Raw genomic sequence first — 25,877 nt, forward strand, 5'->3', positions numbered from 1 at the left:
ACCATCTGAGAGCGGGATAGAGGCAGGACATGCAGGTTTTTTCAACAGTCGGGGATTTCCGGGCGGCGCGGGCCGGTCTAGGTGCACTGGGCTTTGTGCCGACCATGGGGTTTCTGCATGAAGGGCATCTGGGTCTCGTGCGGCGGGCAAAGGCGGAAAACGGGGCCGTCGCCGTCAGTATTTTTGTCAATCCGACGCAGTTTGGCCCGAATGAGGATTATGCGTCCTATCCCCGTAACCCGGAGCATGATCTTGCACTACTGAAGGAAGCGGGTGCCGATCTGGTCTTTCTGCCTACGCCGGACGTTCTTTATCCCCCCGGCTTCGTGACGCGGATCGAGGTCGGAGGCGTGGCGGACGAGATGGAGGGCCGTTCCCGTCCGGGCCACTTTTCCGGCGTGGCGACAGTGGTGACGAAGCTGTTCAATATCGTCCAGCCGCAGCGGGCCTATTTCGGCCAGAAGGACGCCCAGCAATGCGCTGTCGTGAAGCGTTTCGTGGCGGATCTGAACATTCCGGTGGACATTGTCGTCTGTGAAATCGCACGGGAGGATGACGGGCTGGCGCGGTCGAGCCGGAATGTCCGTCTGACGCCGGAAGGCCGTCAGCGCGCGCCCGGTCTGTTCCGTGCGTTGCAGGCGGCGGAGCGTCTGTTCGCTACGGGCGAACGTCGGGCCGACCGTCTGGAAGAGGCGATGCAGGCCGTACTGACAGACGCTGGATTGACGGAAATCGATTACGCGACCGTTGTCGATCCGGCGACATTCCGGCGCCCGGAAAGACTGGGGGAAGAAGCGCTGGCGCTTCTGGCCGTACAGGTCGGAGCGGTCAGGCTGATCGACAACCAGCCTCTGGACGGTCGGGTGGCTCCTGTTGCCTGACGTGGCGTAATCTGCATTGAACGCGGGGGCTGCTGCCGGGCAGTGGTCGTTAAGGCCGAGACTTTTTTCTCCAGTCAGGCGTTGTCGGGCCGCTGCGGAGAATATGTCTCGGTCGTGGGAACTTCTCCGGTGCCTCTCAGCGGGGGAAGAACAGCCCTTGTCGGGCGGCCGCAATTGCCCCCGTCTCCTGAAACAGATGGCAAGGGAATGGTTTCCGTCCGGCCGGAATTGGGTATCAAATTCTGGGTCGCGGAGCGGAGCTGCGCTATAAATGCGAACTGCTGACGTTCGGAGATATAAAAATGCAGAACACGATCCGGCGACGTGTCGCTCAGGGGCAGGGAGATGATCCGGCGGATCTGGTGATCCGGAATGTCCGCCTGTTCGATCTGGTGACGGGAGAACTTGTCCCGACGGATATCGCCATCTGCGGGGACCGGATTGTTGGCACCTATGACAGTTATGAGGGAAAAACGGTCATTGACGGGCGCGGGCGTATCGCCGTTCCCGGTTTTATCGACACGCATCTGCATGTGGAATCCTCGCTTGTCACGCCGTTCGAATTTGACCGCTGCGTGCTGCCGCATGGTGTGACCACAGCGATCTGTGATCCGCACGAAATGGCCAATGTCCTTGGTCGTCCGGCCTTCGATTATTTTCTCGCGGCGGCGGAGCGTACGGTCATGGACCTGCGTGTGAACCTGTCGAGCTGTGTTCCCGCAACGCCGATGGAGACGTCCGGCGCCACGCTCGATGCGGCGGATCTGGTGGCCTATCGGGATCATCCCAAGGTAATCGGGCTGGCGGAATTCATGAACATTCCAGGTGTGCTGAACGGGAATGACGGCTGTCTGGACAAGCTGGCAGCTTTTGCGGACGGTCATATCGATGGTCATGCACCGCTGATGCGGGGGCGGAAGCTGAATGGCTATCTGGCGGCTGGCATTTCCACGGATCACGAGGCCACGACCGCGGAAGAGGCGCTGGAAAAAATCCGCAAGGGCATGACGGTGCTGATCCGTGAAGGATCGGTCTGCAAGGATCTTGCCGCACTGGTGCCATTGCTGACGGTTGCGACGTCTCCGTTCTTCGCGTTTTGCACGGATGACCGTAATCCGCTGGAAATCGCGCATGAGGGGCATCTGGACTTCCTGATCCGCAGGGCCATCGAACTGGGCGTGGAACCTCTTGCTGCCTATCGGGCCGCGTCCCTTACCGCGGCGAATGCATTCGGATTACGGGATCGCGGGCAGATCGTTCCGGGAAAGCGGGCGGATATCGTCCTGCTGGATGATCTGGAAAAATGCCAGGTCTCGGACGTGATTTCCGCCGGGCGTCTGGTGGATGACGCTTTGTTCGCCGGACGGGAGATCATCGCGCCCGTCGGGCTGGAGAGTGTGAAGCTCCCGCGTCCGGTGACGGCGGATGACCTGCGGATTGCCGGAAGCGGGATCGGGCGCCCGGTCATGGGGCTCATTCCCGGCCAGATCATCACGGAGTACCTGCAACTGGACCTGCCGGAGAAGGATGGTCTGGTGCTGCCGGATGAAGCGCAGGACGTGGCGAAGGTCTGCGTCGTGGCGCGGCATGGCCATAACGACAATATCGGACGTGGCTTCGTGAAGGGTTTTGGTCTGAGGAACGCAGCGCTGGCGTCTTCCGTCGGGCATGACAGCCATAATATCTGCGTCGTCGGTACCAGTGACGCCGACATGGCGCTGGCCGTGAACCATCTTGAAGAGATTGGTGGCGGGTTTGTGGTGGTGCGGGACGGAACGGTTCTTGCGGAACTGCGTCTGCCGGTTGCGGGGCTGATGAGCGACGCACCTTACGAGAAGGTAAGGGATGATCTGATCGTTCTGCGCAGGGCCGCGAAGGACATGGGGGTCAGCCTAGAGGAGCCGTTCCTGCAACTGGCATTTTTGCCGCTGCCCGTAATCCCTCATCTCAAAATCACGGATCTGGGGATGATTGATGTCCGGACGATGGAATTCGTCTGATCATGAAAAAGGCGGCCGGTGAATTCACTGGCCGCCTTCCGAAACGTGCTTGTTGTCGGCCTGCTCTTAGCGGGTCGGGGCGCCTGTTGCGTTGGCAACGCCCTGCTGGGTCGCTGAGGCAGCGTCTGAGGTTGTGTGGCCGATGGCGCTGACGTCCTCGCCGGCGCCGCGCGTTGCGTTGCAGGCGGACAGGGAGGTGGCCGCGGCCGTCAGGAGGCCTGTAACCAGTAACAGGCGGCGTATGGTGGAAGCGGATGTCTTTGTCATGGAAAATCCTGTTTTCGCTGTCGATTGTGTGCGCTCCTAACTGTCTGGAAAACAGATTGGTTGCGTTTTTTTCTGACAGGACATGCCGATCCGGTTTCCGGATTGCCTCGGAACCACAGGGCATCCCGGGATGCAGAGTACCTACTCGAACTGATAGAACAGCTTGAACAGAAGAAATGTGCGCTGGTGATTCTCTCAATGGGAGGCATCCATTCGGACACGCGCAACGTAACAGCAAAACTCATGCTGACCATGCTTGGCGCAATAGGTGAGTTTGAACGGGGATTAATTAAAGAAAGACAGCGAGAAGGAATTGCAAAAGCAAAGGAAGAAGGGGAATATCGTGGAAGAAAGCTAATAGATATGCCTCAAGCACAGGACATTCAAAAGATGAAATCTGATGGTGTTTCTGTTGCTAATGTAGCTAAGAATCGGAATATTCCCCGCATTTTATTTTATAGAGACTTAGATGATTAAGAATCGAGAGCAGTTTATACTATATGTCTCGCAGCATTTATATTTTTATTATTATTTATTATTTACTTGTTAAAAGATTTGGGATGGTCGTCTCTTCCTTCTGGGATAAGGCTACTTGGGTAGGTTCCTGTGATGCGCTATTGGCTTTAATCATAGCGATTTATGCTGCTTATATAAGTAAAAGAACTTCTCAAGAAGCAAATGAAAATAATACATTTATTTCTTTAACTGTCTTAGTCGAAGGTCGTTCAAAAGAATTTGTTTCATACTATGAGGGAATTGAGCAAGATATTATTAGTTTTCAAGGTAAATTATCAGCAATTACAGCAGGGGCTATAGATCCTAGAGAGAAAGATGGGTTTTTTCTGACTACATGGAGTTCTATTTTAGAAAAATCCGCAAAAATGCGTTCTATATTTACTGAAACAAGAAATACAATAAATCATTCTAAATTATCGGAATCATCAAAATTGAGACTGCGGAAAAGATTTTTTGAATTATTGGATGGAAAAATAATAACAGAAATCATGTTTATGTCTTTTACACAAAATTTTATGGCTCAAAGCCCTATAAATTTTAAAGCAAAAAATATTTATTATAAACTATATAAAGAATAATTATCTGAAATTATATATCTTGGTTTATACACTTCTTTTGAGAAGGGTGCTAGAGACATTGGCGTGATAGATTATATTCTTTCACTTTAGTTCTGGTCATATTAATTCTTGTATTTCTAATTTTTATTGTGAACGTAGTGCGCTTATAGTATTTTCATACTCGTTTATGTTTTCCTCGTTAAGGTATACATATCAACAATATTCTTAATCTATTTATATAGAAGAGTCTAAGTCTGTTAAGCGCGCGTAAAATAACTCGATTCCAAAATGATTTTTGAGGTAGGCTTTGTACGGATGTTCAATCCGCTTTCAGCCTTCAGGAAAGCTTTATAATAGAATCGCTGTGCAAGCTTTTCAGCTTCGTAGCGATCTCTCATTCCTGGTGATTTTCGGATTTATCCCTGTCCGGAAATAAAAAACCGAACTGACCAGCGAGAAGAGCCAGTCTATTTGAACATATTATACAGGGAGATTTGGTGGACCTGACGCGATTCGAACGCGTGACCTTTGCCTTCGGAGGGCAACGCTCTATCCAGCTGAGCTACAGGTCCATGGGCTTCCCAATAACCGCTTCACGGATGGATTGCCAGCCCCTTTCTCCGCTTTTTCCGCAAGGCCCGTCAATCAGGGCTGCGCCGTGGCTTTCCATGCGGCTGCGGCGATGTCTCCGCCGGACGGCAGGAAGCTGCCGGGGGCCAGAATCCATGACACGGCGTCTTCGGCTGCGCCGCGTCTGTCGCGGCTGAGGAGATGGTGTGCGGCGGGGAGATCGTCCTCCCGCGTGCCCGGTGGAAGGCGCTTCAGAAGCCGGGCCGTGAAAGGCGGCAGGACGAACTGATCACGGCTACCGAAGACGATGAGAAGGGGAAGCCGGGCTTTCGGAGCGGCGTCATAGGCGGCATGCATCAGCCGGGTCAGGCCGTAGAGCGGATGGATGGTCGAGCTGTGCTGGGTGAGGGGGTCGAAATACATCCGGCGCAGGGCGCGGATATTGTCACTGGCGACGCGATGGCCCGGCACGGCAGACCCGTCCAGTCGCCAGTCAGGGGCGACCAGATCGATTCCACCCATCAGGGTTTCCCAGGGTTCGCCGATTTTCAGGGCCGCGGGGGCCAACAGGATCGTCCCGGCGATGTCCGGTGCAGGGGAGGCATCTAGCAGCAGAGCGACCGCTCCGCCCATGCTTTCGCCCATGACATAGACCGGAACACCCGGATAATGCCGGTGAATCCAGGCGACCTCTTCCCGGGCGTCCTGCACCATGCGCGCTGTGCTGCTCCATCCGCCCCGGTCGGCGGTCTGACCGAAGCCGCGCAGATCCGGGGCAACGAGTTCCAGCCTCTTCACAGTGAACCGTTGGGCGTCGAATTCCCATGCGTCCCGGCTGTCCCCATAACCGTGCAGGGCGAGAATGACGGCTTTCAGAGGTGTATCGCTGCTGCGATACAGGCGGACGGGAATGCGAAAGCCATCCGACAGGGTCAGGATAGTGTCAGGAGGGATCAGGGCCGTTTCCTGCGCTGTCGGATGCAAATCAGGCGGGTGGCGTGCGGTGCAGGCTGAAAGCGCCAGCAGGCACAAAAGAACGCCGCGAAGACGACCAAGGCGGTTTGAAATGCAGAGGAATGGGCCTATCATCACCATGATTTTAGAACGTCCGCCCCTTCCGGGCGAGAAGGGAGACATACGTGCCGTCTGAAACGCCTCATCTGGTACTGATCGACGGGTCCGGCTTCATTTTCCGTGCGTTCCACGCACTGCCCCCGATGACCAGTCCGGAAGGCGTACCGGTCAATGCCGTTTACGGTTTCACCAACATGCTCACGCGCCTCCTTCGCGACCATGTGGGCACGCATCTGGCTGTTATTTTCGATGCCGGGCGGCAGACATTCCGTAATGAGATCTATCCCCAGTACAAGGCCCATCGTCCCGAACCGCCGGAAGATCTGCGCCCGCAGTTCGGGCTGATCCGCGATGCGACGGCGGCGTTCAATGTTCCGGCCATCGAACTGGCGGGATGGGAAGCGGATGACCTGATCGCCTCTTACGCCAGAGCGGTCGTGGAAGAGGGGGGATGCTGTACCGTCATTTCCTCGGACAAGGATCTGATGCAGCTTGTCCGTCCCGGCGTGGAACTGATGGACCCGATGAAGCAGAAGCCGATTCGGGAGGCTGAGGTCGAGGCCAAGTTCGGTGTGAAGCCCGAGCAGGTCGTGGATGTGCAGGCCCTGATGGGTGACTCCACTGACAACGTGCCGGGCGTGCCCGGGATTGGGCCGAAAGGGGCCAGCCAGCTCATCAACGAATATGGCACGCTCGACAGGGTTCTCGATGCGGCGGAGGGTATGAAGCCCTCCAAACGACGGCAGAACCTGATCGAACATGCTTATGCCGCACGGATGTCCCGCCGTCTGGTTCTGCTGGCTGATGACGTGCCGCTGCCTCAGCCGATCGCGGAACTGGGATGCCGCGAGCCGGTTACGGAAACGCTGCGGGACTGGCTGGAAGAGATGGGGTTCCATTCCATCATCCAGCGCATGGGGCTTGGCCTTGCTGCGAAACCGCGTCCGATCCATGCGCCGGTGACGGGCGCCGCCTCCACCGCCTCGGCGGAAGAAAAAACCGTTACGATCCCCGATGCGCCTTATGGGCCGTACGAGACCGTTACGGATATGGAGGCACTGGACCGCTGGATTGCAGAGGCGAAGGCAGCCGGCGTCGTGGCGGTGGATACCGAGACGGACAGCCTGAACGCGCGTCAGGCGAACATGGTGGGGCTGTCCCTGTCTGCAACGTCTGGGAAAGCCTGTTATGTGCCGTTCCTGCATCAGGGCACGCTGGACCAGCCGACAGGACATCAGCTTGACCGGACGACGGTGCTAGAGCGTCTTGCGCCCCTGATGCGTGACCAGAGTGTTCTGAAGGTTTTCCAGAACGCGAAATATGATCTGACGGTTTTCCGGGGAGCGGGCCTGCGGGAGATCACGCCCATCGACGATACGATGCTGATCTCCTACGCCCAGTCCGCAGGTGAGCATGGTCAGGGCATGGATGAACTGGCGCAGCTTCATCTGGGCCATACGCCTATCACCTATGATTCCGTGACCGGAACCGGGCGCAAGCGCATTCCTTTCGCGCAGGTGGCGCTGGACAGCGCCACCGCCTACGCCGCTGAGGATGCGGATGTGACGCTGCGTCTGTGGCAGGTGCTCCGGCCGCAGCTCCGGGTGAGGGAATCCACGACGGTCTATGAAGAACTGGAGCGACCGCTCATTCAGGTTCTGACGGACATGGAAGAGCTTGGCATCAAGGTCGATGCGGATGAACTGCGCCGCATGTCCGCCGATTTTGCCGAGCGCATGGCCGCTATCGAACAGGACATTCACCAGCAGATCGGGCGCAGTTTCAATGTAGGTTCGCCGAAGCAGCTTGGAGAAATCCTGTTCGATGAAATGGGGCTTCCGGGCGGCAAGCGGACAAAGAGCGGTACATGGGGGACGGATTCCTCCGTTCTGGAATCCCTGGCCGAGCAGGGGCATGAACTGCCACAGAAAATCCTGTCCTGGCGGCAGCTTGCAAAGCTTAAATCCACCTATGCTGATGCGCTGGTCCAGCAGATGGATGCCGGGACGCAGCGCGTGCATACCTCCTATCAGATGGCCGTCACGACGACGGGACGTCTGTCTTCCAACGAACCGAACCTTCAGAACATTCCCATCCGCACGGAAGAGGGCGGCCGCATCCGCAAGGCTTTCGTGGCTGCACCGGGTTACGTTCTGCTCTCCGCCGATTACAGCCAGATCGAACTGCGGCTTCTGGCCCATGTGGCGAAGATCGAGCCGTTGCTGGAAGCGTTCCGGCTGGGGCAGGACATTCATGCCCGCACGGCGTCCGAAGTGTTCGGTATCCCGCTGGAAGGCATGGATCCGCTGACACGGCGGCGCGCCAAGGCCATCAATTTCGGTATCATCTACGGTATTTCGGCTTTCGGTCTGGCGCGGCAGCTGCAGATTTCGGCCGGAGAGGCACGGTCTTACATCGACGCCTATTTCGCCCGCTATCCCGGTATCCGCGATTACATGGAGCGGACGAAGGAAGAGGCGAAGAAGCATGGCTACGTCATGACGCCGTTCGGACGGCGCTGCTATGTGCCGGGCATCCGTGAGAAAAGCGGTGTGCGCCGGGCCTATGCCGAGCGGCAGGCGATCAACGCCCCGCTACAGGGTGGGGCTGCGGACATCATCAAGCGGGCCATGGTGCATCTGGCGCGTCGCCTGCCGGAGACGGGGCTCAATGCGCGGATGCTGCTTCAGGTACATGACGAACTACTTTTTGAAGTCACGGAGCAGGATGCGGCAGGGCTGGCGGCGTTTGTCCGCAGGGAAATGGAAGGAGCCGCGACGCTGGATGTGGCTCTTGAGGTCGAAACCGGGGTCGGGTCCAACTGGGCCGACGCCCACTGAACAGAGACAGGAACATCATGGAGACCCATCACGAGCGCCGCAAACGGGTCGGCAACCGTATCATCTGGGCCGTACTCGCCGTGGCGGTCGTGCTGGCGGGGGTTGGCTTCCAGCTTGCCTCCCATGGCGGCCCGGGGCTGCTGGTTCAGTCCAACGGCAACGAAGTCGGAGGCAGTTTCCGTCTGGACTCGCTGGGGGAAAGCACCGTTACGGAAGGTGATTTCCACGGTGACTGGATGCTGGTCTGGTTTTTCGACATCCAGTGCCCCGAGGACCGCTGCCAGCCTGTTCTGAAAAGCATGGAAGCGGCCTATCAGGCGCTTCATGCCCAAGGTGTCACAGTGGCGCCGCTGGCCGTGACGCTCAATCCTTTCGAGGATAACGACGCGATCAAGAACTACGTCATTCCCGTCGCACCCCATGTCATGCCGTTTACGGCAACACCGAACATGCTCAAAGCTATGACGGCTGAATACCATGCGCCTTACCGCAAGGATGGCGACGCGTATGTTCCCGCTCCGCAGATCGTCATCATGGACCCGAATGCCCGGTATGCCGGGACCGTGCCGGCGAATGGCGATTCGGAAGCCCTGATCGCGCGTCTGCGTCAGCTTTCGAAGCACTGAGTGCAGACGCGTTTCGCGCCGGGGAGAGGATGGTCTGTTCTGGCGGTGGCGCTGGCTCTGGCCGGTTCAGCCCGATGCGCGGAGACTACGCCGCCGGACTGGAACGGGGAGACCCTTGGCAGTCCGCACCGGGGAGGAACGCTGCACCTGACGGCGGATGGCCCGGGGGGCACTCTCGATCCGCAGATCAATTACGGCACGCAGTACATGCAGGTGTTCGTCAATATGTACGATCCCCTGCTGACTTTCCGCCTGGCACGGGGTACGGCCGGGCTTGAGGTTGTCCCCGATCTGGCCGACGCCCTGCCGCAGGTTAGCCCGGACGGGCTGACATGGCGCCTGCATCTGAGAACGGGACTCCGGTTTTCCAGCGGCGCGCCTGTGCGTGTGCAGGATGTGGTCGCGTCTTTCCGGCGTATCTATGAGGCAGGCAGCCCGACGGCGGGGTCGTTCTATGGCGGCATCGTGGGTGCGAAAGACTGCCTCGATCATCCGGCACGCTGCACGCTGCCGGGTGTCACAGGAGACCCGGAGACGGGTGAGATCACCTTTCGTCTGACCCACCCGGATGGGGAGTTTCTTTACAAGCTGGCCTTTCCCCATGCTGTCATCCTGCCCGCGGAGACATCGCCGCACGATACTGGCAACCGTACGGTCCCTGGAACCGGCCCTTACCGGATCACGCATTATGATCCGGGACAGGACATGGTGCTGGAGCGCAATCCCCATTTCCATGTCTGGAATCCGCAGGCCCAGACCGATGGCTTCGTGGACCGTATCGAATACAGTTTCGGTCTTTCCGATGAAGCGCAGGTCACGGCGGTCGAGCAGGGACAGTACGACTGGATGCTGGATGCCAAACCGGCAGACCGTCTCGGGGAAATCGGCGGGAAGTACACAGCCCAGGTGCATATCGAACCGCTGCTCGGCCTCTATTATCTGGGGATGAACACGCACGAGAAGCCGTTTACGGACCAGCGCGTGCGTCAGGCTGTCAGTCTCGCGGTGAACCGTCATGCCATGACGATCCTTTTCGGCGGCAGCGCGATTTCCGAACCGCTCTGCCAGATGGTACCTCATGGCATTCCGGGGGCGGATCTGGGGCTGTCCTGTCCGCAGGATGTGGCGGCGGCGCGCAGGCTGATCCACGAGGCCGGTGCGGAGGGTACCTCCGTGACGCTGGTGGTGCCCAACCGGGCCGTGGAACTGGGGATGGGCACCTATCTGCGCAATGCGTTGCAGACGATCGGCCTGAACGCGCAGCTTCGACCTATCACGGCGGGGCTGGCGGATTCCTACGAACAGAATACTGCCAACCACGTCCAGATTGCGCTTTCCTACTGGTTTGCGGATTATCCGTCAGCCTCGACCTTCCTTGATGACCTGTTCGGTTGTGACAATTACCATCCCGATGCGGCGGTCTCTCCCAATTTCACGGGATTCTGCGATGCGCATGTCCAGTCGCTCTTCGAACAGGCCAAGGCGCAGACCGATCCGGCCAAGGCTGCCCCCCTCTGGCAGGAAGCCGGACGTCAGGTAATGCGGCAGATGCCGGGCGCGCCGATGATCCAGATGCGGACGATCGATTTCGTGTCCGGGCGGCTCGGCAATTACTTCTCGACCATGCTGAGCCATATGCTGTTTTCCCATGTCTGGGTGCAATAAAGGGCCCCCCGGAAAAAACCCCGGCCAGAATGATGTGTTGGGAAGAGCGACGTTCCGCGCATGAAAAGAGAGGATATTTCTTACGGAAAACAGTGACTTGAGACGGCTGAGGGTGGATTTCGCGCCGTCATTCGTATCCGTGGGGCTGGCGGGACGTTGTGTCGCACACTGGACCTTGTTCCAGATATGGCACAGGAAGAGAGGGACGAATGAAAAGTCCTGATCATTCCTGCAATATTCCGTCTCGGGTGGCGGTCCGTGGGAAGAGGTGAGGCATCCTGTAGGGAGTATGAAATGTCGGTTGTCGTATCGGGCCCGGGAGCGCCAGACCAGGCAAAGATTGCGAAGGAGCAGGAACGGGTCCAGTCCGAGCGGGTTCTGAAGAAGCGCTTTATCGGCATGGTGCTGGGACTGTTTCTGGCCCATGTCTATGTCGCTCTGGCGCTTTATTATACCTATATCGACTCCGCCAACCACTTCCATACGAGCTGGCTGGCTCTGTTCGGTGCTTTCGTGTCGTCCATGATATTCCTGTTCCATATTGGAATATCCTGATGAGTATCGATATCGCGTGGCCTGATCACCAAGGAGCCGTGGCATGGTAGATCTGAAATCGGAAAAGTGGCTTTCGCCCCTTATTTCCAGCTCCCTGTGGGCGCTTGTCCTGATCGACATTGCGGCCATGACCATCCTGCAGCATCAGGACTTCTTCCAGCCCTATGCCTTCATGGCATGGCCCTCCATTCCGATCGTCATCGCGATCGGATATTTCATCGGGCCGGCGATGGATACTGCGTTCGGAAAGCTGCTGCATCGCGGCAGGTCCTGACAGACGCTGCATCACCCCTGTCCGGGGCGAGGGGTGATCGTCTGTTCCGGGGAAGGTCAGGCCGACAGGGTTTTGTCGTCCTGACCCCAGGCCAGCCTTGGGGCCGGAGAAACCGTAACGTCCGGCTTCAGACCCCGATGTCCCGGCGGAAAATACCGTTATCCCACTGAATGGCCTGCACGCCTTCATAGGCGCGGTGCCGTGCGTCCTCCATGGTCGGTGCCGTGGCGCAGACGGTCAGGACGCGACCACCATCTGCGACCAGAACGCCATCAGCCAGTTTTGTGCCCGCATGGAACACGGAGACACCCGGCACGGCTTCCGCCCGTTCAATGCCCGTGATGCGTCCGCCTTTTTTCGGAGCGTCCGGATAGCCTTTTGCCGCCAAGACAACGGAAATGGAGGCTTTGTCGGAAAAAGTGACGGCGGCATTGTCGAGGTTCCCGTCCGCGAGAGCCGCGAGAACCGGCAGGAGGTCGGATTCCAGACGGATGAGCAGCGCCTGCGCTTCCGGGTCTCCGAAGCGGACGTTGTATTCGATCAGTCTGGGACCGTCTTCCGTCAGCATCAGTCCTGCGAAGATCACGCCCCGGAACGGTGTTCCCCTGCGGACCATCTCCGCCAGCATGGGGCGGACTGTCAGGTCGAGCGCCTGTTCCTGTGCAGCACGGTCAAAGCCGGGAGGGGGAGAGATGGCCCCCATGCCACCGGTGTTCGGTCCGGTATCGCCTTCGCCAAGGCGTTTGTGATCCCGCGCCGCACCGATCAGCACGGCTTTGTCGTCCGCGCAGAATGCAAAGAGGGAGACTTCGCGCCCGACCAGACATTCCTCGATGACCAGCGGCATGCCAAGCCTGCGAACAGCGTCCTCCGCCTCCGCCACACTCTGTGCGACCACGACGCCTTTGCCTGCCGCCAGTCCGTCCGCCTTCACAACGATTGGCGCGCCACGACGCCGCACGAAGTCCAGCGCGTCTGCTTCGTTATCGAAGCGCTCCCATTTCGCGGTGGGAATACCGGCAGCGTCAGCTACCTCCTTGGTGAAAGCCTTGCTGCCTTCCAGCAGGGCAGCGGCCCGGGTCGGGCCGGCGCAGCGAATACCGGCCTCGGCGCAGGCATCGGCCAGTCCCGCAACCAGCGGGGCCTCGGGGCCGGGGACCAAAAGATCGATGGACTGTTCCTGTGCGAAGCGGATCAGACCGGGAACATCATTCGCCTTCAGGGGGACGAGCGTGGCGATTTCCGCCATGCCCGGATTGCCCGGCGCGGCGAAAAGCGCGGAAAGGCCGGGCGAACGCGCCAGGCATGTGGCGAGCGCATGTTCCCGCCCTCCGGAACCGACCAGCAAAACGCGCATTCCGCTTTATCCTTTGTTCATCTGTGGGCTTCGTTTGTCGCCGTGCGTAGCATAGACTGCCCATATGATGGAGAGCGATGAACCGTCCGCGCACGGGAATGTACCGCAATATTCCGTTTCCGAGATTTCGGGGGCGATCAAACGCACGCTCGAAAGCGGGTTTGGCCGCGTGCGCGTGCGCGGGGAGGTGACGGAACTCAAGCGCTATGCCTCGGGGCATGTCTATCTGTCGCTGAAGGATGAAGGAGGCAAGATCGCCGGGGTCATCTGGCGCGGCAGTGTCTCGCGCCTTGGCATGGCGCCGGAGAATGGCAACGAAGTCATCGCGACCGGCCGCGTCTCGGCCTATGGTGAGCGCTCCAGCTATCAGCTCATCATTGATCGCATGGAGTTCGCGGGCGAGGGGGCCTTGCTGGCGAATATCGAGCGTCTGCGCCGCAGGTTGCTGGACGAAGGATTATTCGCGCCGGAGCGCAAGAAGCCTATCCCGTTTCTGCCCATGCTTGTTGGCGTCATCACGTCGCGGTCCGGCGCGGTTCTGCACGATATCCGGACCACTATTGCCCGACGTTTTCCACGCGATGTGCTGCTTTGGCCAGTCCCGGTGCAGGGCGAAGGCGCTGCCGCTCGGATTGCCGCCGCAATTGAAGGGATGTCCGTCCGGCAGCCGCGCAGACCGGATGTCCTGATCGTGGCGCGGGGAGGCGGTTCGCTCGAAGACCTGATGGCCTTCAATGACGAACGGGTCCTGCATGCGGTGGCGACCTGTCCGATTCCCGTCATTTCCGCTGTCGGGCACGAAACGGACACGACCCTGATCGATCTGGTATCTGACCGTCGCGCTCCGACGCCAACGGCCGCCGCGGAAATGGCCGTGCCGCTGCGTTCCGAACTCGTAGCGGATCTGGCGCATCGCAATGCGCGTCTGACCGGAGCGCTGATACGCATCATGCAGACAGACCGTGCCCGCCTGGAGCAGGCAGCGGCGCGTCTGCCGGATCTGCCCGCCCTGCTGGATTCTGCGCGGATGCGGCTGGAAGACCGTAGCCAGAGGCTCGATCTGGCCCTGCCGTCTTTTGTCATGCGTGCGCGGAGCCGTCTGGATGCGCCGGGGCGGCAGCTGCCCTCACCGGAGCTGCTGATCGGCCGGAGCCGTGCACGTCTGCAAGCGCTGCCGCTTCCGGCTCCAGATGTGCTCATGGCGCGCGCCAGGGCGCGGCTGACCTCTCCTGCTGCCCATCTTCCGCCTCCGGACCTGATGCTGGAGCGGGCACGGCGGGACATGAACGCGGCATCGGCCGCACTGGATATGGCGTGGCAGCGGGGAATCCAGAACTTTCAGCTCCGCATCGAACGCCAGCGGCTGTCTCCGGAGGTCCTGAAAAGCACCATCCGCCTTCAGAGAGCGCGGCTTGATGGTCTGGGCAGCCATCTTGAAGCCGTTTCTCCACTGGCCATTCTCAGCCGGGGATATGCCCTGGTTCAGGACAGCAGAGGTCGTCCCGTAACCAGCGCGCAGGCCCAACCGGCAAACGGTCGTGTCGTTCTGTCTTTCGCAGATGGCGAACGTGGGGCAAAACTGGATACCCTTTCGTCACAGGGCGATCTCGGACTCTGAAATTCCCGGGTGCCCGTGCTGTTTTTTTCGGAGTCTGCATGCGTTCGTATTGGCCAAGTCTTGTCATCGTGCCACTTCTTGCCGCCTGTGCGCAGCAACCTGCCGCGTCTGTGCGGCCTGCTGCTGTCCAGCAGCAGGCACGCCCCAAAATTCCACCGCAGGACTTTGCCCCCGGCCTTGCGGATGAGACGCCCGTGGAAGGCAATGGCAAAAAACAGCTTTTCAACGATCCTTCCGCGCCGTTGAACACGCCGCTTTGTGGTTCGGCTCTTCAGGAGGCAGCCCAGGCCGGAGCGGCAATCTATCCTCAGGGGCTTGCTACGCCGAGCAACTGTCCGCGCAATGCCTGTTTTGAACCACTGACGGGTACCTATATTGCGGCGACTGGCAACCGGAGCGTCTGTCGCTAAAAACTGCTCTGAAAGCAGATGGTACGAAAAAAGGCCGACCGGAACATTCCGGTCGGCCTTTTTTACTGTCAGACCCGGGAAGGGAAACGCTGACGGATCAGCGTTTCCACCAGCCCACGCGACGCTTTGACGGCGCAATGTCATCCACGTTGACAGGCTGGAGGACGTTCCCGTCTTCTGACGTTTCTGAAGCTGAAGCTTCAGCCTTTTTGGTAGTGCGGCGTGTGCGGGTCCGCTTCGGCTTGGCCGGAGCTTCCTCGACCGGTGTGGTGCTTTCCTCGGTTATGACAGGTTCAGCAGCCTTGGCCTTCGTGGACCGGCGTCCGCGCTTGGGCTTCGGCGCGTCTTCCGCAGCCGTCGGAGACGGTTCCTCCGTTACGGGGACCGAGGCCTCGGACGTGTTTGCCGCTGGCTCGGCCGGAGTTTCCTTTCTGGAGGTGCGACGCGCGCGCGTCCGTTTCGGCTTTGGCGCGGCTTCCGGTTCGGAAATGGCTGGTTCCTCGACAGGTGTCGGGCTTTCAATCGGCGTGGTTCCGATCTCGATCACGGTCGTTTCCGGCTCCGGCGCCACAGAGCGATGCGTCTGGCTGCTCTGTTCCAGTTCGGCCTGTTCGATCACATCGAAGATGTCGAAGCTGCCACCAAACGGATCGGCAGGTGTGGGGCCGGCATAAGGGGCCTGGACCGGCCGTTCCTCACGCTGACGGTTCTCGGTCCCGTTGCCGCGGTTGCTGTTGTTGCGCGGGGTGCGCTCATACCGGTTCTGACGGGGCTGCGAACGCGGCTGTTCCGGTTCGGCAAGTGCGCTGGACGTATTGACGGAAGGCTGCTCTTCCTCGTCCTTCTGAACCCGCTTGAACCGTGTCCTGCGGCGTCCCGGGATCAGCCCTTCCTCCGTTACGGGGGGGGAGGCGTGTTCCTGCGCTTCCACAGGATCCGGCTCTCCGTCCACGATAACAGCTTCCTCGATCACCTCCGTCCGTGCGTCCTGCGAAGTCTGCTCGGCCGTCTGGTCGCGGCGATTGCCGCGGCGGCGGCGGCGGCGGCGGCGGCCGTTGCCGTTTTCTTCACCATTATCGCCAGACTGGACATCGCTGATGACTTCCGCCGTGACGGGCGACGCCACGGCAACCGCACGCTGCGGTGCTGCCGGTGCCGCTTCTTCGACGATCTCGATGGTCCGGACCTTTTCAGGAGCCCGCACCATTGCCGGGGCAGATGTCTGCGGACGCAGCCGCTCGATATGCATGTCGGCGGCCGGGAGGTTCTCTTCCGTGCGGAAGATGACCCGCATGCGGTGACGCTGTTCGATTTCGCTCAGCCAGGAACGCTTGTTGTTGAGGATGTAGAGCGCGATCTCGGAGCCGACGTGCACTTCCACCTCGGCGGCGCGCTGCCTGGCGCCTTCCTCGTCAATGGCGCGCATGACATGCAGGGCCGAACTTTCGGTGCCGCGGATGAAGCCCGTGCCCTGACAGTGCGGGCAGGGTGACAGGAGCGATTCCGCAATGGACGGGCGGAGGCGCTGGCGGGACATTTCCAGAAGGCCGAAATGCGAGATATGGCCTACCTGGATGCGCGCACGGTCGGAGCGGAGAGCTTCCTTGAGGCGCTTTTCCACCTGTGCGTTGTGACGGCGACTTTCCATGTCGATGAAGTCGATCACGACAAGACCGGCAAGGTCACGCAGACGCAGCTGCCGGGCGACTTCCTCGGCGGCTTCGAGGTTGGTGCGGACAGCCGTTTCCTCGATGTTGCGCTGGGAGGTGGACTTGCCGGAGTTCACGTCGATGGCGACGAGGGCTTCCGTCTGGTTGATGACCAGATAGCCACCGGAGCGCAGACGTGCCGTCGGGGAAAACATCGCATCCAGATGGCCTTCGACATTGTAATGCGCGAAGAGGCTCTGACCGTGATTCTGCCACAGCTTCACCTTGTTAGCGTTGTGCGGCATCAGCAGGCGCATGAATTCGCGCGCACTCTTCCAGGCGGTTTCGCCATCCACGATGATATCGTCGATGTCCTTGGAATAAAGATCCCGGATGGCACGCTTGATGAGGCTTGCTTCCTCGTACACCAGCGTGGGCGCGACGGAGGAGAGCGCGTGGGAGCGGATATCGTCCCACAGCTGGAGCAGGTATTCGCAGTCTCGGACGATTTCCGGGCCCGGCCGGCCGGCACCTGCGGTGCGGACGATCATGGCCATGGATTTCGGCAGGTTGAGTTCCGCGATGATGTCCCGCAGGCGGCGGCGGTCGGTTTCAGACGTGATCTTGCGCGAGACACCGCCGCCCCTCAGGGCGTTGGGCATCAGCACGCAGTAGCGGCCGGCCAGCGAGATATAGGTGGTCAGGGCCGCGCCCTTGTTGCCACGCTCTTCCTTGACAACCTGCACCAGCAGAACCTGACGGCGGCGGATGACTTCCTGGATCTTGTAGCTGCGCAGGAAGCGGGCCGTGCGACGTGAAGATGCAGTCTCTTCGCCCGTATCATGCTCGCCACCGACTGTCTCCGGCGTGCTGCGGTCCTGCACGTCACCATTATCCGGGTCTTCGGAAACGGGTTCGGCGTCCACATCCTCGTTTTCGGAGGCGTCGGCCTGCTGTTCGGCGGCCATTTCCTCTTCCTGGAGCGCGATCAGTTTTTCGCGGTCTGCGACAGGGATCTGGAAATAATCCGGATGAATTTCGCTGAAGGCAAGGAAACCATGACGGTTGCCGCCATATTCCACGAAAGCGGCCTGTAGGCTCGGCTCCACGCGGACGACCTTGGCAAGATAGATATTGCCCTTGAGCTGCTTCTTGGTCGATGTCTCAACGTCATAATCTTCGACGCGGTCACCATCCATGACCACGACACGCGTTTCTTCTGCGTGCGTGGTGTCGATGAGCATACGCTTGGTCATGAAAAACTGAACTCCACGGTGTTCGCGCGGGGCAGCCTTGGCCGGACGGAACACCAGAATTTTACGGGGTGGAGGGACCAGCGCATCAGGATTGTCTTACCGCGGGACACTGTAGGTCCCGGTAAGACAATGTTCCAGACTGCGCGCACGTAACGTGTCATTCGGTCCCTGATCAGACGTCCTGTCTCTTTCGTGGGAAACAGGATGAAGACGTATTCCGGGCGGATTTTGGAAAACCGTACCGGATGTGAACTATCCCGCCGGAGCAGCCCGGTCAGGACATGGCACAGATGGCAAATCAGGCTCATGTCGAACGACGGGGCGTCACGGCTCGGACAATGGAGGCGGGAGCGGTACGGGGAAAACAGAGAAGCCCGCAGACGATCGGACCGCACTCTTCAGGTCCTCTGCACAGGATGGCGTAAACGCGCCACTCTGGCAAGCACTGGTATTCACCATGCGTTTTCTCTGACTCGCATGACGGGAAAGCCATGTTCCAGCCGCAGTTTTCGCTGTAATATCGACCTCAGTGGCAGGATGGCGGCAGAAGGGTTCGGAACATGGTGACGCGACGCACGCTGGTCGGGAGTCTGGGCAGTCTTTCCCTGCTTGCGCCTGCTGAAGGGCTGGCCCGTCACCTCGTGGCCCGTCACCAGAGCAGCCACACCCTCCACGCTCCGGCCGTGCATCGCAATGTCCCGCCACCGAAGCCGCTGGTCATGCTCGACCCGGGACATGGTGGCAAGGATCCCGGAGCCATCGGTATTTCAGGGACATACGAAAAGCATATTGCAGAGGCCGCCGCGTCCGAACTGCACCGGCAGCTTCTGGCATCCGGACAGTATCGCGTGGCTTTGACCCGGTCAGAGGACCGCTTCATCCCGCTGGAAGGGCGGGTGGATCTGGCCCGGAAACACGCTGCCCATCTCTTCATTTCCATGCATGCCGACGCCCTGCATGACCGAAGCGTGCGCGGAGCGAGCGTCTATACGATGTCCAATGGTGCCTCGGATGCACAGACGGCGGCCCTGGCGCGGACGGAAAACAGTGCGGACCGCTTTGCAGGGCCGGCATTTCACGGCATGTCCCCCGAGGTTCAGCAGATCCTGGCCAGTCTGGTCTCGGAAGAGACGCGGCGCGGTTCCGCCCATATGGCGGCAAGCGTGGTCAGTTCGTTCCGAAACAGGATCGGACTGCTGGGTCATCCCTCCCGTCATGCTGCTTTCGTGGTGCTGAAATCGGCAGAGATTCCTTCTGTTCTGGTGGAAATGGGGTTCATGTCGAATCATCTGGATGAGGCCGCGCTGCGGCAGGCCGTGCACCGGACGCAGATTGCCAGTGCCATGAAAACCGCCGTGGACCGTTATTTCGCGTCCCGTCCTATGCTCATGACGGGCTGATCTGCGTCGTGTGCAATCATATCAATCGCTGCATGCGGGTTGCGCATGACGAAAGAATCGGTCATTTTCCCGCCCCATGACGTTTCTTTCGATCCTCTCGCTTCGACTTACCGGCCCCTGAACGCCCTTCCAGGCGGGCAGCGCTTCCGTTGCGTTCAGGGGATGACAGACAGACCGACCACCCTGAACAGCGAGACGATCCTTTCATGACATTCCAGCATCCGTCCTTCGGCCAGATCGCCGATGACCGCATCATCATTTTCGACACCACACTGCGTGATGGTGAACAGTCCCCCGGGTTCTCCATGAACCTCGAGGAAAAGGTGCGTATGGCCCATGCCCTCAGCGCTTTGGGGGTGGATGTCATGGAGGCGGGTTTTCCCGTGGCGTCGAAGGATGACTTTGAAAGTGTGCGCCGCATTGCTGACGAGGTCCGGGGTTCAGTCGTCTGCGGGCTGGCCCGCAGCGGTGGCAAGCGTGACATCGAGGCTTGCGGAGATGCCCTGAAAGGGGCAGAGCGTCCGCGTATTCACAACTTCATTTCCACGTCTCCGCTGCACATGAAATACAAGCTGCGGATGGAGCCGGAAACCGTTCTGGACATCATTGCATCGGGGAACCAGAAAGCCCGGCAGTTCACGGATGACGTGGAATGGTCCGCCGAGGACGGCTCCCGCACCGAGCCGGATTTCCTGTGCCGCTGTGTCGAGGTCGCCATCAGGAACGGTGCGACCACCATCAATATTCCCGATACGGTCGGTTTTGCCACGCCGGAGGAAATGCGCCGGATCTTCGCCATGCTGCGCGAGCGTGTGCCGGGTGCGGATCAGGTGATCTTCTCGACGCACAACCACAATGATCTGGGTCTGGGCGTGGCGAACACGCTGGCGGCCGTCGAGGGTGGTGCGCGCCAGATCGAATGCACGATCAACGGTATCGGCGAGCGTGCCGGTAATGCCGCGCTTGAGGAAATCGTGATGGCGCTGCGGACGCGTCATGACCAGTATGGCAAGGTAACAGGTATCGATACCCCCAGGCTGCTGGGTGTGTCACGGATGCTGGCCACCATTACAGGTTTCGACGTCCAGCCGAACAAGGCCATCGTGGGGCGCAATGCGTTTGCCCATGAAAGCGGTATTCATCAGGATGGTGTCCTGAAGAACGCGGCAACCTATGAGATCATGACGCCCGAAAGCGTGGGCTGGAACAAAAGCTCGCTCGTCATGGGCAAGCATTCCGGGCGGGCGGCTTTCCGCGACAAGCTGGCGCAGCTTGGTTATGCGGCCCTGCCGGACGAAGCCCTCAATGCGGCTTTCGCCCGTTTCAAGGATCTGGCGGATAGCAAGAAGGTTGTGTTCGACGACGACATCCGTGCGCTGGTCGATGACGAGAGCCGGGATCACGAGCGGATTCAGCTGGTCTCGCTGGAACTGGCGTCCGGCACGAAGCAGAAAGCGCACGCCAAGCTGGAAATCAGTGTGGATGGTGCAACCCAGTATGCAGCCATCAGCGGGAATGGCCCCGTAGATGCGGCATTCCGGGCCATTGGGGAAGCTTTTCCTCATACCGCGGAACTGGCGCTGTTCTCTGTTGCCAATGTGACGGAAGGCACGGACGCACAGGCGCGCACCACGGTGCGTCTTCAGGAAAATGGAAAGCTCGTGGACGGGCAGGGGGCGGATGCCGATACGGTCGTTTCGGCTGTCCGCGCCTATCTGCATGCCCTCAACAAGCTGCTGACCAAGCGTGAACGGACAGAGCCGGAAGAACTGGTCTGATCTTCCCGGTTTCAGGATAAAGATGGAAAGCGGTGCCTTGGAGCGCCGCTTTTTTCATAGGATTATAAGCATAAACAACCAATTATAATAGTTAAATATGCTATAGACAAATATATAACGACCGTTATGGTGTGGTTCCGGAGACGGTTAGGGAACGGGTATGCCACATTCTTGGCTTTATACGGTGTCAGGGCTGGTTGTCGGCTTTCTCGTCGGCATGACGGGTGTTGGAGGCGGGTCTCTGATGACGCCGCTCCTGATCCTGCTTTTTGGCGTCAAACCGCAGTCTGCCGTAGGCACTGACCTGCTTTACGCCGCCATCACCAAGATCGTGGGTACTGCCCTGAACCGCCATCACGGTGTTGTACAGTGGAATATCGTGCTTTGGCAGGTTGCGGGAAGTCTGCCTGCAGGGCTGCTCTGCCTGATCTTTCTGCATCAGGCAGGAGCTTCTCCCGCTGTTTCTACCCTGATTCGCGAAGTGCTGGGTGTGGCGCTTCTGCTGACGGTACCCGCCATCCTGTTCAAGCCGAAACTCAGGACATGGTCGGAGAATGCTGCGTTCCTGACGCCTGATACAGTCAGGTTCCTGACGGTCGGGCTGGGTGTGCTGCTCGGAGCGCTGGTAACCCTGTCTTCCGTTGGCGCGGGAGCTGTTGGTATGGCCGCACTGACTATTCTTTATCCCCGCCTTAATACCAGAACACTGGTGGCAACGGATATTGCCCATGCTGTACCCTTGGCGCTGTTGGCCGGAACGGGGCACTGGCTGGAGGGGGCGGTAGACCCTGTCATGCTGATGGAACTGCTGGCAGGTTCCATCCCCGGCATTCTTCTGGGGATATTCTATGCCGGGAAGCTGCCCGACGATGTCCAGAGATGGTTTCTGAGCATTCTTCTGGCCATCATCGGATTGCGGATGATCTGACGATCAGTACCCGTACCCGCCCTGCGGGGGATAATAACCGCCCTGATAGCCTCCCTGGGACGTTGGATAGGCGGTGGTGGGATACGGGTTGGACTGCTGCGGATACTGGGGATACTGGTACTGGCCGCCCTGCTGGGCGTAGCCGCCGTTGTTATAGGAACCCTGATTGTAATAACCCTGCGGGTATCCGCCATTCTGGTATCCGGAAGGACGGTTGGGCGTGGTCGCGGCACCTGTCGCCGCTCCGAGCGCTCCGCCTGCGAGGGCCCCGATAGCTGCGCCTCGACCGCCGCCAGCCAGCGCACCAATGGCTGCGCCGGTTCCTCCTCCCAGCAGGCCGCCGCCCAGGGCGCGTGAACCGGGATCGTAATTGCCTTCACATGCACAGAGTGTCAGGGCGATGGCAAAAGCACCGGACAACGCAAAAGTCCGTCTGAAACGGTTGGAAAGAGAGGCGTTCATGAGCCGAATCCTTGAAGTTCTGAAAAAGTCCGGGCCCTTATACCTCAATATCCGTTACGGGTTGGTCTGTTGGGTGTCGTAGCCGCGCCAACTGCTGCGCCGGTGCCACCACCGGCCAGGGCACCAATGGCCGCGCCCCGGCCACCGCCAGCCAGCGCGCCAATGGCCGCTCCGCCACCGGCGCCAATCAGGGCACCTGATCCAGCCCGCGCACCACTGTCATAAGGGCTGCCACAACCGGCCAGCGCAACACCACAAAGGGTCAGAGCCGCGAAAATGCGAGGAGAAGCGATGCGAATCATGATCTTTGGTCCTGTCTGAAACCGTTTCGTGTTCCTGTGCTTCCTTCCACGGCGCAGCCGGGAAAGAAAGATGCCTTGAACAGGAAGAACGTGACTGAAGGGTGGCGGGATTGCGGCTCCGGAAATATTTTTTGTATCGGCCCGTCAGCACGTTGCAGGAGACGATCACGTCCCAACGTCGTGATTTGCAGCGGGAACCCTTGCTGAACCCGTTCCGCCCCTTTAAGTCCACGCTCAGGAACGTGCCATTTTCAGCACGCACTTTCGCCAACTGTCTGCCGCAGGGCGACACTCCGGGAGTTTTGGATGTTTTCTCGTCTGCTGGGTCTCATGTCGGCTGACATGGCGATCGACCTCGGCACTGCCAACACGCTTGTTTATGTCAAGGGTCGGGGCGTCGTGCTTGATGAGCCATCTGTTGTGGCCATTGCAGAGGTGCGGGGCAAGAAACAGGTTCTGGCAGTCGGGAACGAGGCCAAACAGATGGTCGGCCGGACACCCGGCAACATCACAGCCATCCGCCCCCTGCGGGACGGCGTGATCGCGGATTTCGAAGTTGCGGAGGAAATGATCAAGCATTTCATCCGCAAGGTGCATAATCGCCGGGCTTTTGCGAGCCCGCAGATCATCATCTGCGTCCCTTCCGGAGCAACAGCCGTCGAGCGCCGTGCCATCCAGGAGAGCGCTGAAAGTGCAGGCGCGCGCAAGGTTCTGCTGATCGAGGAGCCGATGGCTGCTGCGATCGGAGCCGGTCTTCCGGTGACGGAGCCTTCAGGCAGCATGATCGTCGATATCGGCGGCGGTACGACGGAAGTGGCCGTCATTTCGCTCGGGGGTATCGTCTATGCCCGCTCCGCCCGGGTGGGTGGGGACAAGATGGACGAAGCCATCATTTCCTATATCCGCAAGACCTATAATCTTCTGGTGGGGGAGAGCTCCGCCGAGCGGATCAAGATCGAACTCGGTTCAGCCATGCTGCCAGACGATCCGGACAATCCCGACGGGCCGGTGACGGAAATCAAGGGCCGTGACCTCATCAACGGCGTCCCGCGCGAAGTGATGGTCAGTCAGGCGCAGATCGCCGAAAGTCTGGCCGAGCCGGTCATGCAGATCGTTGACGCCGTGACGACCGCGCTGGAAAACACGCCGCCGGAACTGGCCGCTGACATCGTGGACAAGGGGATCGTGCTCTCCGGGGGCGGAGCGCTGCTGTACCGTCTCGATGAAGTCCTGCGTCTTTATACCGGACTGCCCGTGACGGTGGCGGAGAACGCCCTGTCCTGTGTTGCGCTGGGGACCGGGCGCGCGCTTGAGGAAACACGCCGGCTGCGCAGCGTCCTCAGCAGCATGTACTGACGGCGGGGTGGAGCCGGGATGCTCTCCATCCACGCACGGCAGGTTCTTGCAAAGACCATTCTGCCTGTCCTGATTTTGCTGGCGGTCGGGCTTGTCCTGCTGGGGCTGGTCCGGCGGCCCGTTGTGGACGGGGTGCGTCTTGTGGCGGCGGATCTGCTGGCTCCGGCTTATCATGCGCTGGTCTGGCCGCAGGAACGGGTTTCGGCGTGGCTGGTGGATCTGCGGGGCGCCACTGATCTCGCCCGGGAAAATGCCCGTCTGCGGGATGAGAACCGTGGCCTGCGGCACTGGTATGACGTGGCTGTGGCGCTCGCTTCGGAAAATGCACGCCTCAAGGCCAGCCTGCACTGGATTCCCGAAGCCGTGCCCCAGTTCGTCACGGGGCGCGTCACCCGCGATGACGGTGGGCCCTATTCACGCGCCGTTCTGCTGAACGTGGGCGCGGGCCATCAGGTCGAGGTGGGGGATGTGGCGCTGGATGCTTCCGGCCTTCTTGGGCGGGTGACGGAGGTGGGATCGCATACGGTACGTGTCCTGCTGATCAATGATGACGCCAGCCGGATCCCCGTCACGCTGGCGGCGTCCCATGCCGACGCCATCATGGCCGGGGACGACACGGGATTTCCAAGATTGATCTATTATCCCCAAGACCGCCATCCGATCGAGGGCGAGCGTGTCGAGACGCGCGGTCAGAGCGCCATGCCGCCGGGTCTGCCTATTGGGTCCGTACATTACACCGCGCCGAACCGTCCCGTTGTGGTGCCGGATGCGGATCTGGATCGGCTCGATATTGTCCGGGTGTTCGATTACGGGGAACATGGTGTGGATGCGCCACAGGCCCCGGGGCGCGTGAAAGTCCAGAAGCCATCCGGAGCATCACCGCTTCAGGATGCCCTGCCGTTTTCGTGGTTCCCCACCCTGCCGGACGGTCCGGGCCGTCAGAAAGGCTGACGGATATGGTTGCCGAGAACTCGACCCCCCATCTGCATTCCGCCGTCGAGCCGAAACCCTCAGTTGGGCGGACACTGGACGCCCTGGCCCGTGCGGCCATGCCGTCCGTTTTCATCGTGCTGTCCGCCATCCTCCTGTCCGCACCGTTTGGCGTTCCTGGACAGGCCGAACTCCAGTTCGGGATTGCGATGTGTACGGTCTGGTTCTGGGCCTACAGCCGTCCGAAATCCATGCCGGCCATTGCCGTCTTCCTGTGCGGACTCGTCATCGAGGTCTTCAGCTTCGGGCCGCCGGGAACCGTTCTGCTGTCGCTTCTTGTGATTTATGGTGTGGCCCATCACTGGCGTTACGGTCTCTCCCGTCTGAATTTCGTAGTGGGATGGCTGATTTTCAGTCTTTTTGCGGCGCTGGCCTCGTTTTTCCAGTGGGCACTCGTTTGTATCCATGCCTTTGCGCTACTCTCTCCTGCGCCAGGCCTCTTTCAGGCTGCGCTGACAATCGGTATCTATCCCACCCTGACCGCATTGTTCGTCTGGGGACGTCGCACGTTCGCAAATCCCGATCAGGCCTGACAGTGCTCCCGGC

At 59.9% G+C, this 25,877-nt stretch carries 24 protein-coding genes and 1 tRNA gene; 18 read left to right on the forward strand and 7 right to left on the reverse strand.

The features are described from left to right. Positions 1–29 precede the first annotated feature (29 nt). Both panC and ade read left to right on the forward strand, forming a co-directional pair. Positions 30–881 (forward strand): pantoate--beta-alanine ligase, encoded by an 852-nt coding sequence (panC, locus tag GMO_RS01925; RefSeq protein WP_008850563.1) that lies wholly within the window; start codon positions 30–32, stop codon positions 879–881. A 302-nt stretch (positions 882–1,183) separates the two neighbouring features. Next, positions 1,184–2,881 (forward strand): adenine deaminase, encoded by a 1,698-nt coding sequence (gene ade / locus GMO_RS01930; RefSeq protein WP_008850565.1) that lies wholly within the window; start codon positions 1,184–1,186, stop codon positions 2,879–2,881. Between the two features lie 66 nt (positions 2,882–2,947). Here the strand turns inward: ade and GMO_RS01935 are convergent, their stop codons facing one another. Further along, the gene (locus tag GMO_RS01935) at positions 2,948–3,148 is read right to left on the reverse strand and encodes a hypothetical protein (protein WP_008850566.1); all 201 of its coding nucleotides are present in this window, start codon (positions 3,146–3,148) and stop codon (positions 2,948–2,950) included. A 60-nt stretch (positions 3,149–3,208) separates the two neighbouring features. On the opposite strand from GMO_RS01935, the gene GMO_RS01940 reads away from it, so the two are divergent. Then, the gene (locus GMO_RS01940) at positions 3,209–3,625 is read left to right on the forward strand and encodes a recombinase family protein (RefSeq protein WP_245528408.1); all 417 of its coding nucleotides are present in this window, start codon (positions 3,209–3,211) and stop codon (positions 3,623–3,625) included. Positions 3,626–3,708: 83 nt separating this feature from the next. Beyond that, positions 3,709–4,242: a hypothetical protein gene (locus GMO_RS14095; RefSeq protein ID WP_139064339.1), complete on the forward strand. Its 534-nt coding sequence runs from the start codon at positions 3,709–3,711 to the stop codon at positions 4,240–4,242. A gap of 474 nt (positions 4,243–4,716) precedes the next feature. Here GMO_RS14095 and GMO_RS01945 read toward each other — a convergent pair. Both GMO_RS01945 and GMO_RS01950 read right to left on the reverse strand, forming a co-directional pair. Continuing rightward, positions 4,717–4,793: transfer RNA gene (locus GMO_RS01945), tRNA-Arg, on the reverse strand. 73 nt (positions 4,794–4,866) lie between these two features. Continuing rightward, positions 4,867–5,880: an alpha/beta fold hydrolase gene (locus tag GMO_RS01950; RefSeq protein ID WP_139064340.1), complete on the reverse strand. Its 1,014-nt coding sequence runs from the start codon at positions 5,878–5,880 to the stop codon at positions 4,867–4,869. A 50-nt stretch (positions 5,881–5,930) separates the two neighbouring features. Between GMO_RS01950 and polA the strand changes: the two genes are divergently transcribed. The 5 genes from polA (at position 5,931) to GMO_RS01975 (ending at position 11,825) form a co-directional block, all read left to right on the forward strand. Beyond that, a complete protein-coding gene (gene polA, locus GMO_RS01955; RefSeq protein WP_008850568.1) occupies positions 5,931–8,705 on the forward strand; it encodes a DNA polymerase I in 2,775 nt (924 codons plus the stop codon). A gap of 17 nt (positions 8,706–8,722) precedes the next feature. Beyond that, entirely contained in the window at positions 8,723–9,331 is a 609-nt protein-coding gene (locus GMO_RS01960; RefSeq protein WP_008850569.1) for an SCO family protein, read from the forward strand. Then, positions 9,332–10,996, forward strand: a complete 1,665-nt coding sequence (locus tag GMO_RS01965) for an ABC transporter substrate-binding protein (RefSeq protein ID WP_008850570.1) — start codon at positions 9,332–9,334, stop codon at positions 10,994–10,996. 294 nt (positions 10,997–11,290) lie between these two features. Next, entirely contained in the window at positions 11,291–11,551 is a 261-nt protein-coding gene (locus tag GMO_RS01970) for a hypothetical protein (protein ID WP_008850571.1), read from the forward strand. Between the two features lie 43 nt (positions 11,552–11,594). Further along, complete coding sequence (locus GMO_RS01975) at positions 11,595–11,825, forward strand: hypothetical protein (protein WP_008850572.1); 231 nt, start codon at positions 11,595–11,597, stop codon at positions 11,823–11,825. A gap of 127 nt (positions 11,826–11,952) precedes the next feature. Here the strand turns inward: GMO_RS01975 and purD are convergent, their stop codons facing one another. Continuing rightward, positions 11,953–13,182, reverse strand: coding sequence for a phosphoribosylamine--glycine ligase (gene purD / locus GMO_RS01980; RefSeq protein ID WP_008850573.1), 1,230 nt, complete (start codon positions 13,180–13,182; stop codon positions 11,953–11,955). Between the two features lie 64 nt (positions 13,183–13,246). Here purD and xseA point away from each other — a divergent pair, with 64 nt between their 5' ends. Together xseA and GMO_RS01990 are read left to right on the forward strand one after the other, a co-directional pair. Next, entirely contained in the window at positions 13,247–14,800 is a 1,554-nt protein-coding gene (gene xseA / locus GMO_RS01985) for an exodeoxyribonuclease VII large subunit (RefSeq protein WP_008850574.1), read from the forward strand. Between the two features lie 38 nt (positions 14,801–14,838). Next, positions 14,839–15,210 carry a hypothetical protein gene (locus GMO_RS01990; protein ID WP_040507355.1) on the forward strand — a complete coding sequence of 124 codons (372 nt, stop codon included), beginning with the start codon at positions 14,839–14,841 and terminating at the stop codon, positions 15,208–15,210. 97 nt (positions 15,211–15,307) lie between these two features. On the opposite strand, the gene GMO_RS01995 is transcribed toward GMO_RS01990, so the two are convergent. Continuing rightward, on the reverse strand, positions 15,308–18,115 hold the full coding sequence (locus tag GMO_RS01995) for an Rne/Rng family ribonuclease (protein WP_175282562.1): 2,808 nt from the start codon (positions 18,113–18,115) through the stop codon (positions 15,308–15,310). Between the two features lie 560 nt (positions 18,116–18,675). On the opposite strand from GMO_RS01995, the gene GMO_RS02000 reads away from it, so the two are divergent. From GMO_RS02000 to GMO_RS02010, 4 genes are all read left to right on the forward strand, one after another. Continuing rightward, entirely contained in the window at positions 18,676–19,515 is an 840-nt protein-coding gene (locus GMO_RS02000) for an N-acetylmuramoyl-L-alanine amidase family protein (protein WP_008850577.1), read from the forward strand. Positions 19,516–19,560: 45 nt separating this feature from the next. Beyond that, a complete protein-coding gene (locus tag GMO_RS14335) occupies positions 19,561–19,725 on the forward strand; it encodes a hypothetical protein (RefSeq protein ID WP_008850578.1) in 165 nt (54 codons plus the stop codon). Beyond that, a complete protein-coding gene (locus GMO_RS02005; RefSeq protein WP_008850579.1) occupies positions 19,722–21,293 on the forward strand; it encodes a 2-isopropylmalate synthase in 1,572 nt (523 codons plus the stop codon). Before GMO_RS14335 ends, GMO_RS02005 begins: the two co-directional genes overlap by 4 nt. A 160-nt stretch (positions 21,294–21,453) precedes the next feature. Next, entirely contained in the window at positions 21,454–22,221 is a 768-nt protein-coding gene (locus GMO_RS02010; RefSeq protein ID WP_008850580.1) for a sulfite exporter TauE/SafE family protein, read from the forward strand. Between the two features lie 3 nt (positions 22,222–22,224). Here GMO_RS02010 and GMO_RS02015 read toward each other — a convergent pair whose 3' ends face one another. Further along, complete coding sequence (locus GMO_RS02015) at positions 22,225–22,683, reverse strand: hypothetical protein (RefSeq protein ID WP_008850581.1); 459 nt, start codon at positions 22,681–22,683, stop codon at positions 22,225–22,227. Positions 22,684–22,727: 44 nt separating this feature from the next. Beyond that, a complete protein-coding gene (locus tag GMO_RS02020) occupies positions 22,728–22,985 on the reverse strand; it encodes a hypothetical protein (RefSeq protein ID WP_008850582.1) in 258 nt (85 codons plus the stop codon). 306 nt (positions 22,986–23,291) lie between these two features. Between GMO_RS02020 and GMO_RS02025 the strand changes: the two genes are divergently transcribed. The 3 genes from GMO_RS02025 to GMO_RS02035 are packed head-to-tail and all read left to right on the forward strand — an operon-like array spanning position 23,292 to position 25,864. Beyond that, on the forward strand, positions 23,292–24,341 hold the full coding sequence (locus GMO_RS02025) for a rod shape-determining protein (RefSeq protein ID WP_008850583.1): 1,050 nt from the start codon (positions 23,292–23,294) through the stop codon (positions 24,339–24,341). Between the two features lie 18 nt (positions 24,342–24,359). Then, positions 24,360–25,292 carry a rod shape-determining protein MreC gene (mreC, locus tag GMO_RS02030; RefSeq protein ID WP_008850584.1) on the forward strand — a complete coding sequence of 311 codons (933 nt, stop codon included), beginning with the start codon at positions 24,360–24,362 and terminating at the stop codon, positions 25,290–25,292. Between the two features lie 5 nt (positions 25,293–25,297). Then, positions 25,298–25,864, forward strand: a complete 567-nt coding sequence (locus GMO_RS02035) for a hypothetical protein (RefSeq protein WP_008850585.1) — start codon at positions 25,298–25,300, stop codon at positions 25,862–25,864. Positions 25,865–25,877 lie beyond the last annotated feature (13 nt).

The organism is Gluconobacter morbifer G707 (assembly GCF_000234355.1).
GTDB lineage: Bacteria > Pseudomonadota > Alphaproteobacteria > Acetobacterales > Acetobacteraceae > Gluconobacter > Gluconobacter morbifer.

What these genes read in the sequence shown, in the direction of transcription:
- panC (WP_008850563.1), top strand. Translation starts at nt 30, where the DNA reads ATGCAGGTTTTTTCAACAGTCGGGGATTTCCGGGCGGCGCGGGCCGGT.
- ade (WP_008850565.1), top strand. Translation starts at nt 1,184, where the DNA reads ATGCAGAACACGATCCGGCGACGTGTCGCTCAGGGGCAGGGAGATGAT.
- GMO_RS01935 (WP_008850566.1), bottom strand. Translation starts at nt 3,148, where the DNA reads ATGACAAAGACATCCGCTTCCACCATACGCCGCCTGTTACTGGTTACA.
- GMO_RS14095 (WP_139064339.1), top strand. Translation starts at nt 3,709, where the DNA reads ATGGTCGTCTCTTCCTTCTGGGATAAGGCTACTTGGGTAGGTTCCTGT.
- GMO_RS01950 (WP_139064340.1), bottom strand. Translation starts at nt 5,880, where the DNA reads ATGATAGGCCCATTCCTCTGCATTTCAAACCGCCTTGGTCGTCTTCGC.
- GMO_RS01960 (WP_008850569.1), top strand. Translation starts at nt 8,723, where the DNA reads ATGGAGACCCATCACGAGCGCCGCAAACGGGTCGGCAACCGTATCATC.
- GMO_RS01970 (WP_008850571.1), top strand. Translation starts at nt 11,291, where the DNA reads ATGTCGGTTGTCGTATCGGGCCCGGGAGCGCCAGACCAGGCAAAGATT.
- GMO_RS01975 (WP_008850572.1), top strand. Translation starts at nt 11,595, where the DNA reads ATGGTAGATCTGAAATCGGAAAAGTGGCTTTCGCCCCTTATTTCCAGC.
- purD (WP_008850573.1), bottom strand. Translation starts at nt 13,182, where the DNA reads ATGCGCGTTTTGCTGGTCGGTTCCGGAGGGCGGGAACATGCGCTCGCC.
- xseA (WP_008850574.1), top strand. Translation starts at nt 13,247, where the DNA reads ATGATGGAGAGCGATGAACCGTCCGCGCACGGGAATGTACCGCAATAT.
- GMO_RS01990 (WP_040507355.1), top strand. Translation starts at nt 14,839, where the DNA reads ATGCGTTCGTATTGGCCAAGTCTTGTCATCGTGCCACTTCTTGCCGCC.
- GMO_RS01995 (WP_175282562.1), bottom strand. Translation starts at nt 18,115, where the DNA reads ATGACCAAGCGTATGCTCATCGACACCACGCACGCAGAAGAAACGCGT.
- GMO_RS02000 (WP_008850577.1), top strand. Translation starts at nt 18,676, where the DNA reads ATGGTGACGCGACGCACGCTGGTCGGGAGTCTGGGCAGTCTTTCCCTG.
- GMO_RS14335 (WP_008850578.1), top strand. Translation starts at nt 19,561, where the DNA reads ATGACGAAAGAATCGGTCATTTTCCCGCCCCATGACGTTTCTTTCGAT.
- GMO_RS02005 (WP_008850579.1), top strand. Translation starts at nt 19,722, where the DNA reads ATGACATTCCAGCATCCGTCCTTCGGCCAGATCGCCGATGACCGCATC.
- GMO_RS02010 (WP_008850580.1), top strand. Translation starts at nt 21,454, where the DNA reads ATGCCACATTCTTGGCTTTATACGGTGTCAGGGCTGGTTGTCGGCTTT.
- GMO_RS02015 (WP_008850581.1), bottom strand. Translation starts at nt 22,683, where the DNA reads ATGAACGCCTCTCTTTCCAACCGTTTCAGACGGACTTTTGCGTTGTCC.
- GMO_RS02020 (WP_008850582.1), bottom strand. Translation starts at nt 22,985, where the DNA reads ATGATTCGCATCGCTTCTCCTCGCATTTTCGCGGCTCTGACCCTTTGT.
- GMO_RS02025 (WP_008850583.1), top strand. Translation starts at nt 23,292, where the DNA reads ATGTTTTCTCGTCTGCTGGGTCTCATGTCGGCTGACATGGCGATCGAC.
- mreC (WP_008850584.1), top strand. Translation starts at nt 24,360, where the DNA reads ATGCTCTCCATCCACGCACGGCAGGTTCTTGCAAAGACCATTCTGCCT.
- GMO_RS02035 (WP_008850585.1), top strand. Translation starts at nt 25,298, where the DNA reads ATGGTTGCCGAGAACTCGACCCCCCATCTGCATTCCGCCGTCGAGCCG.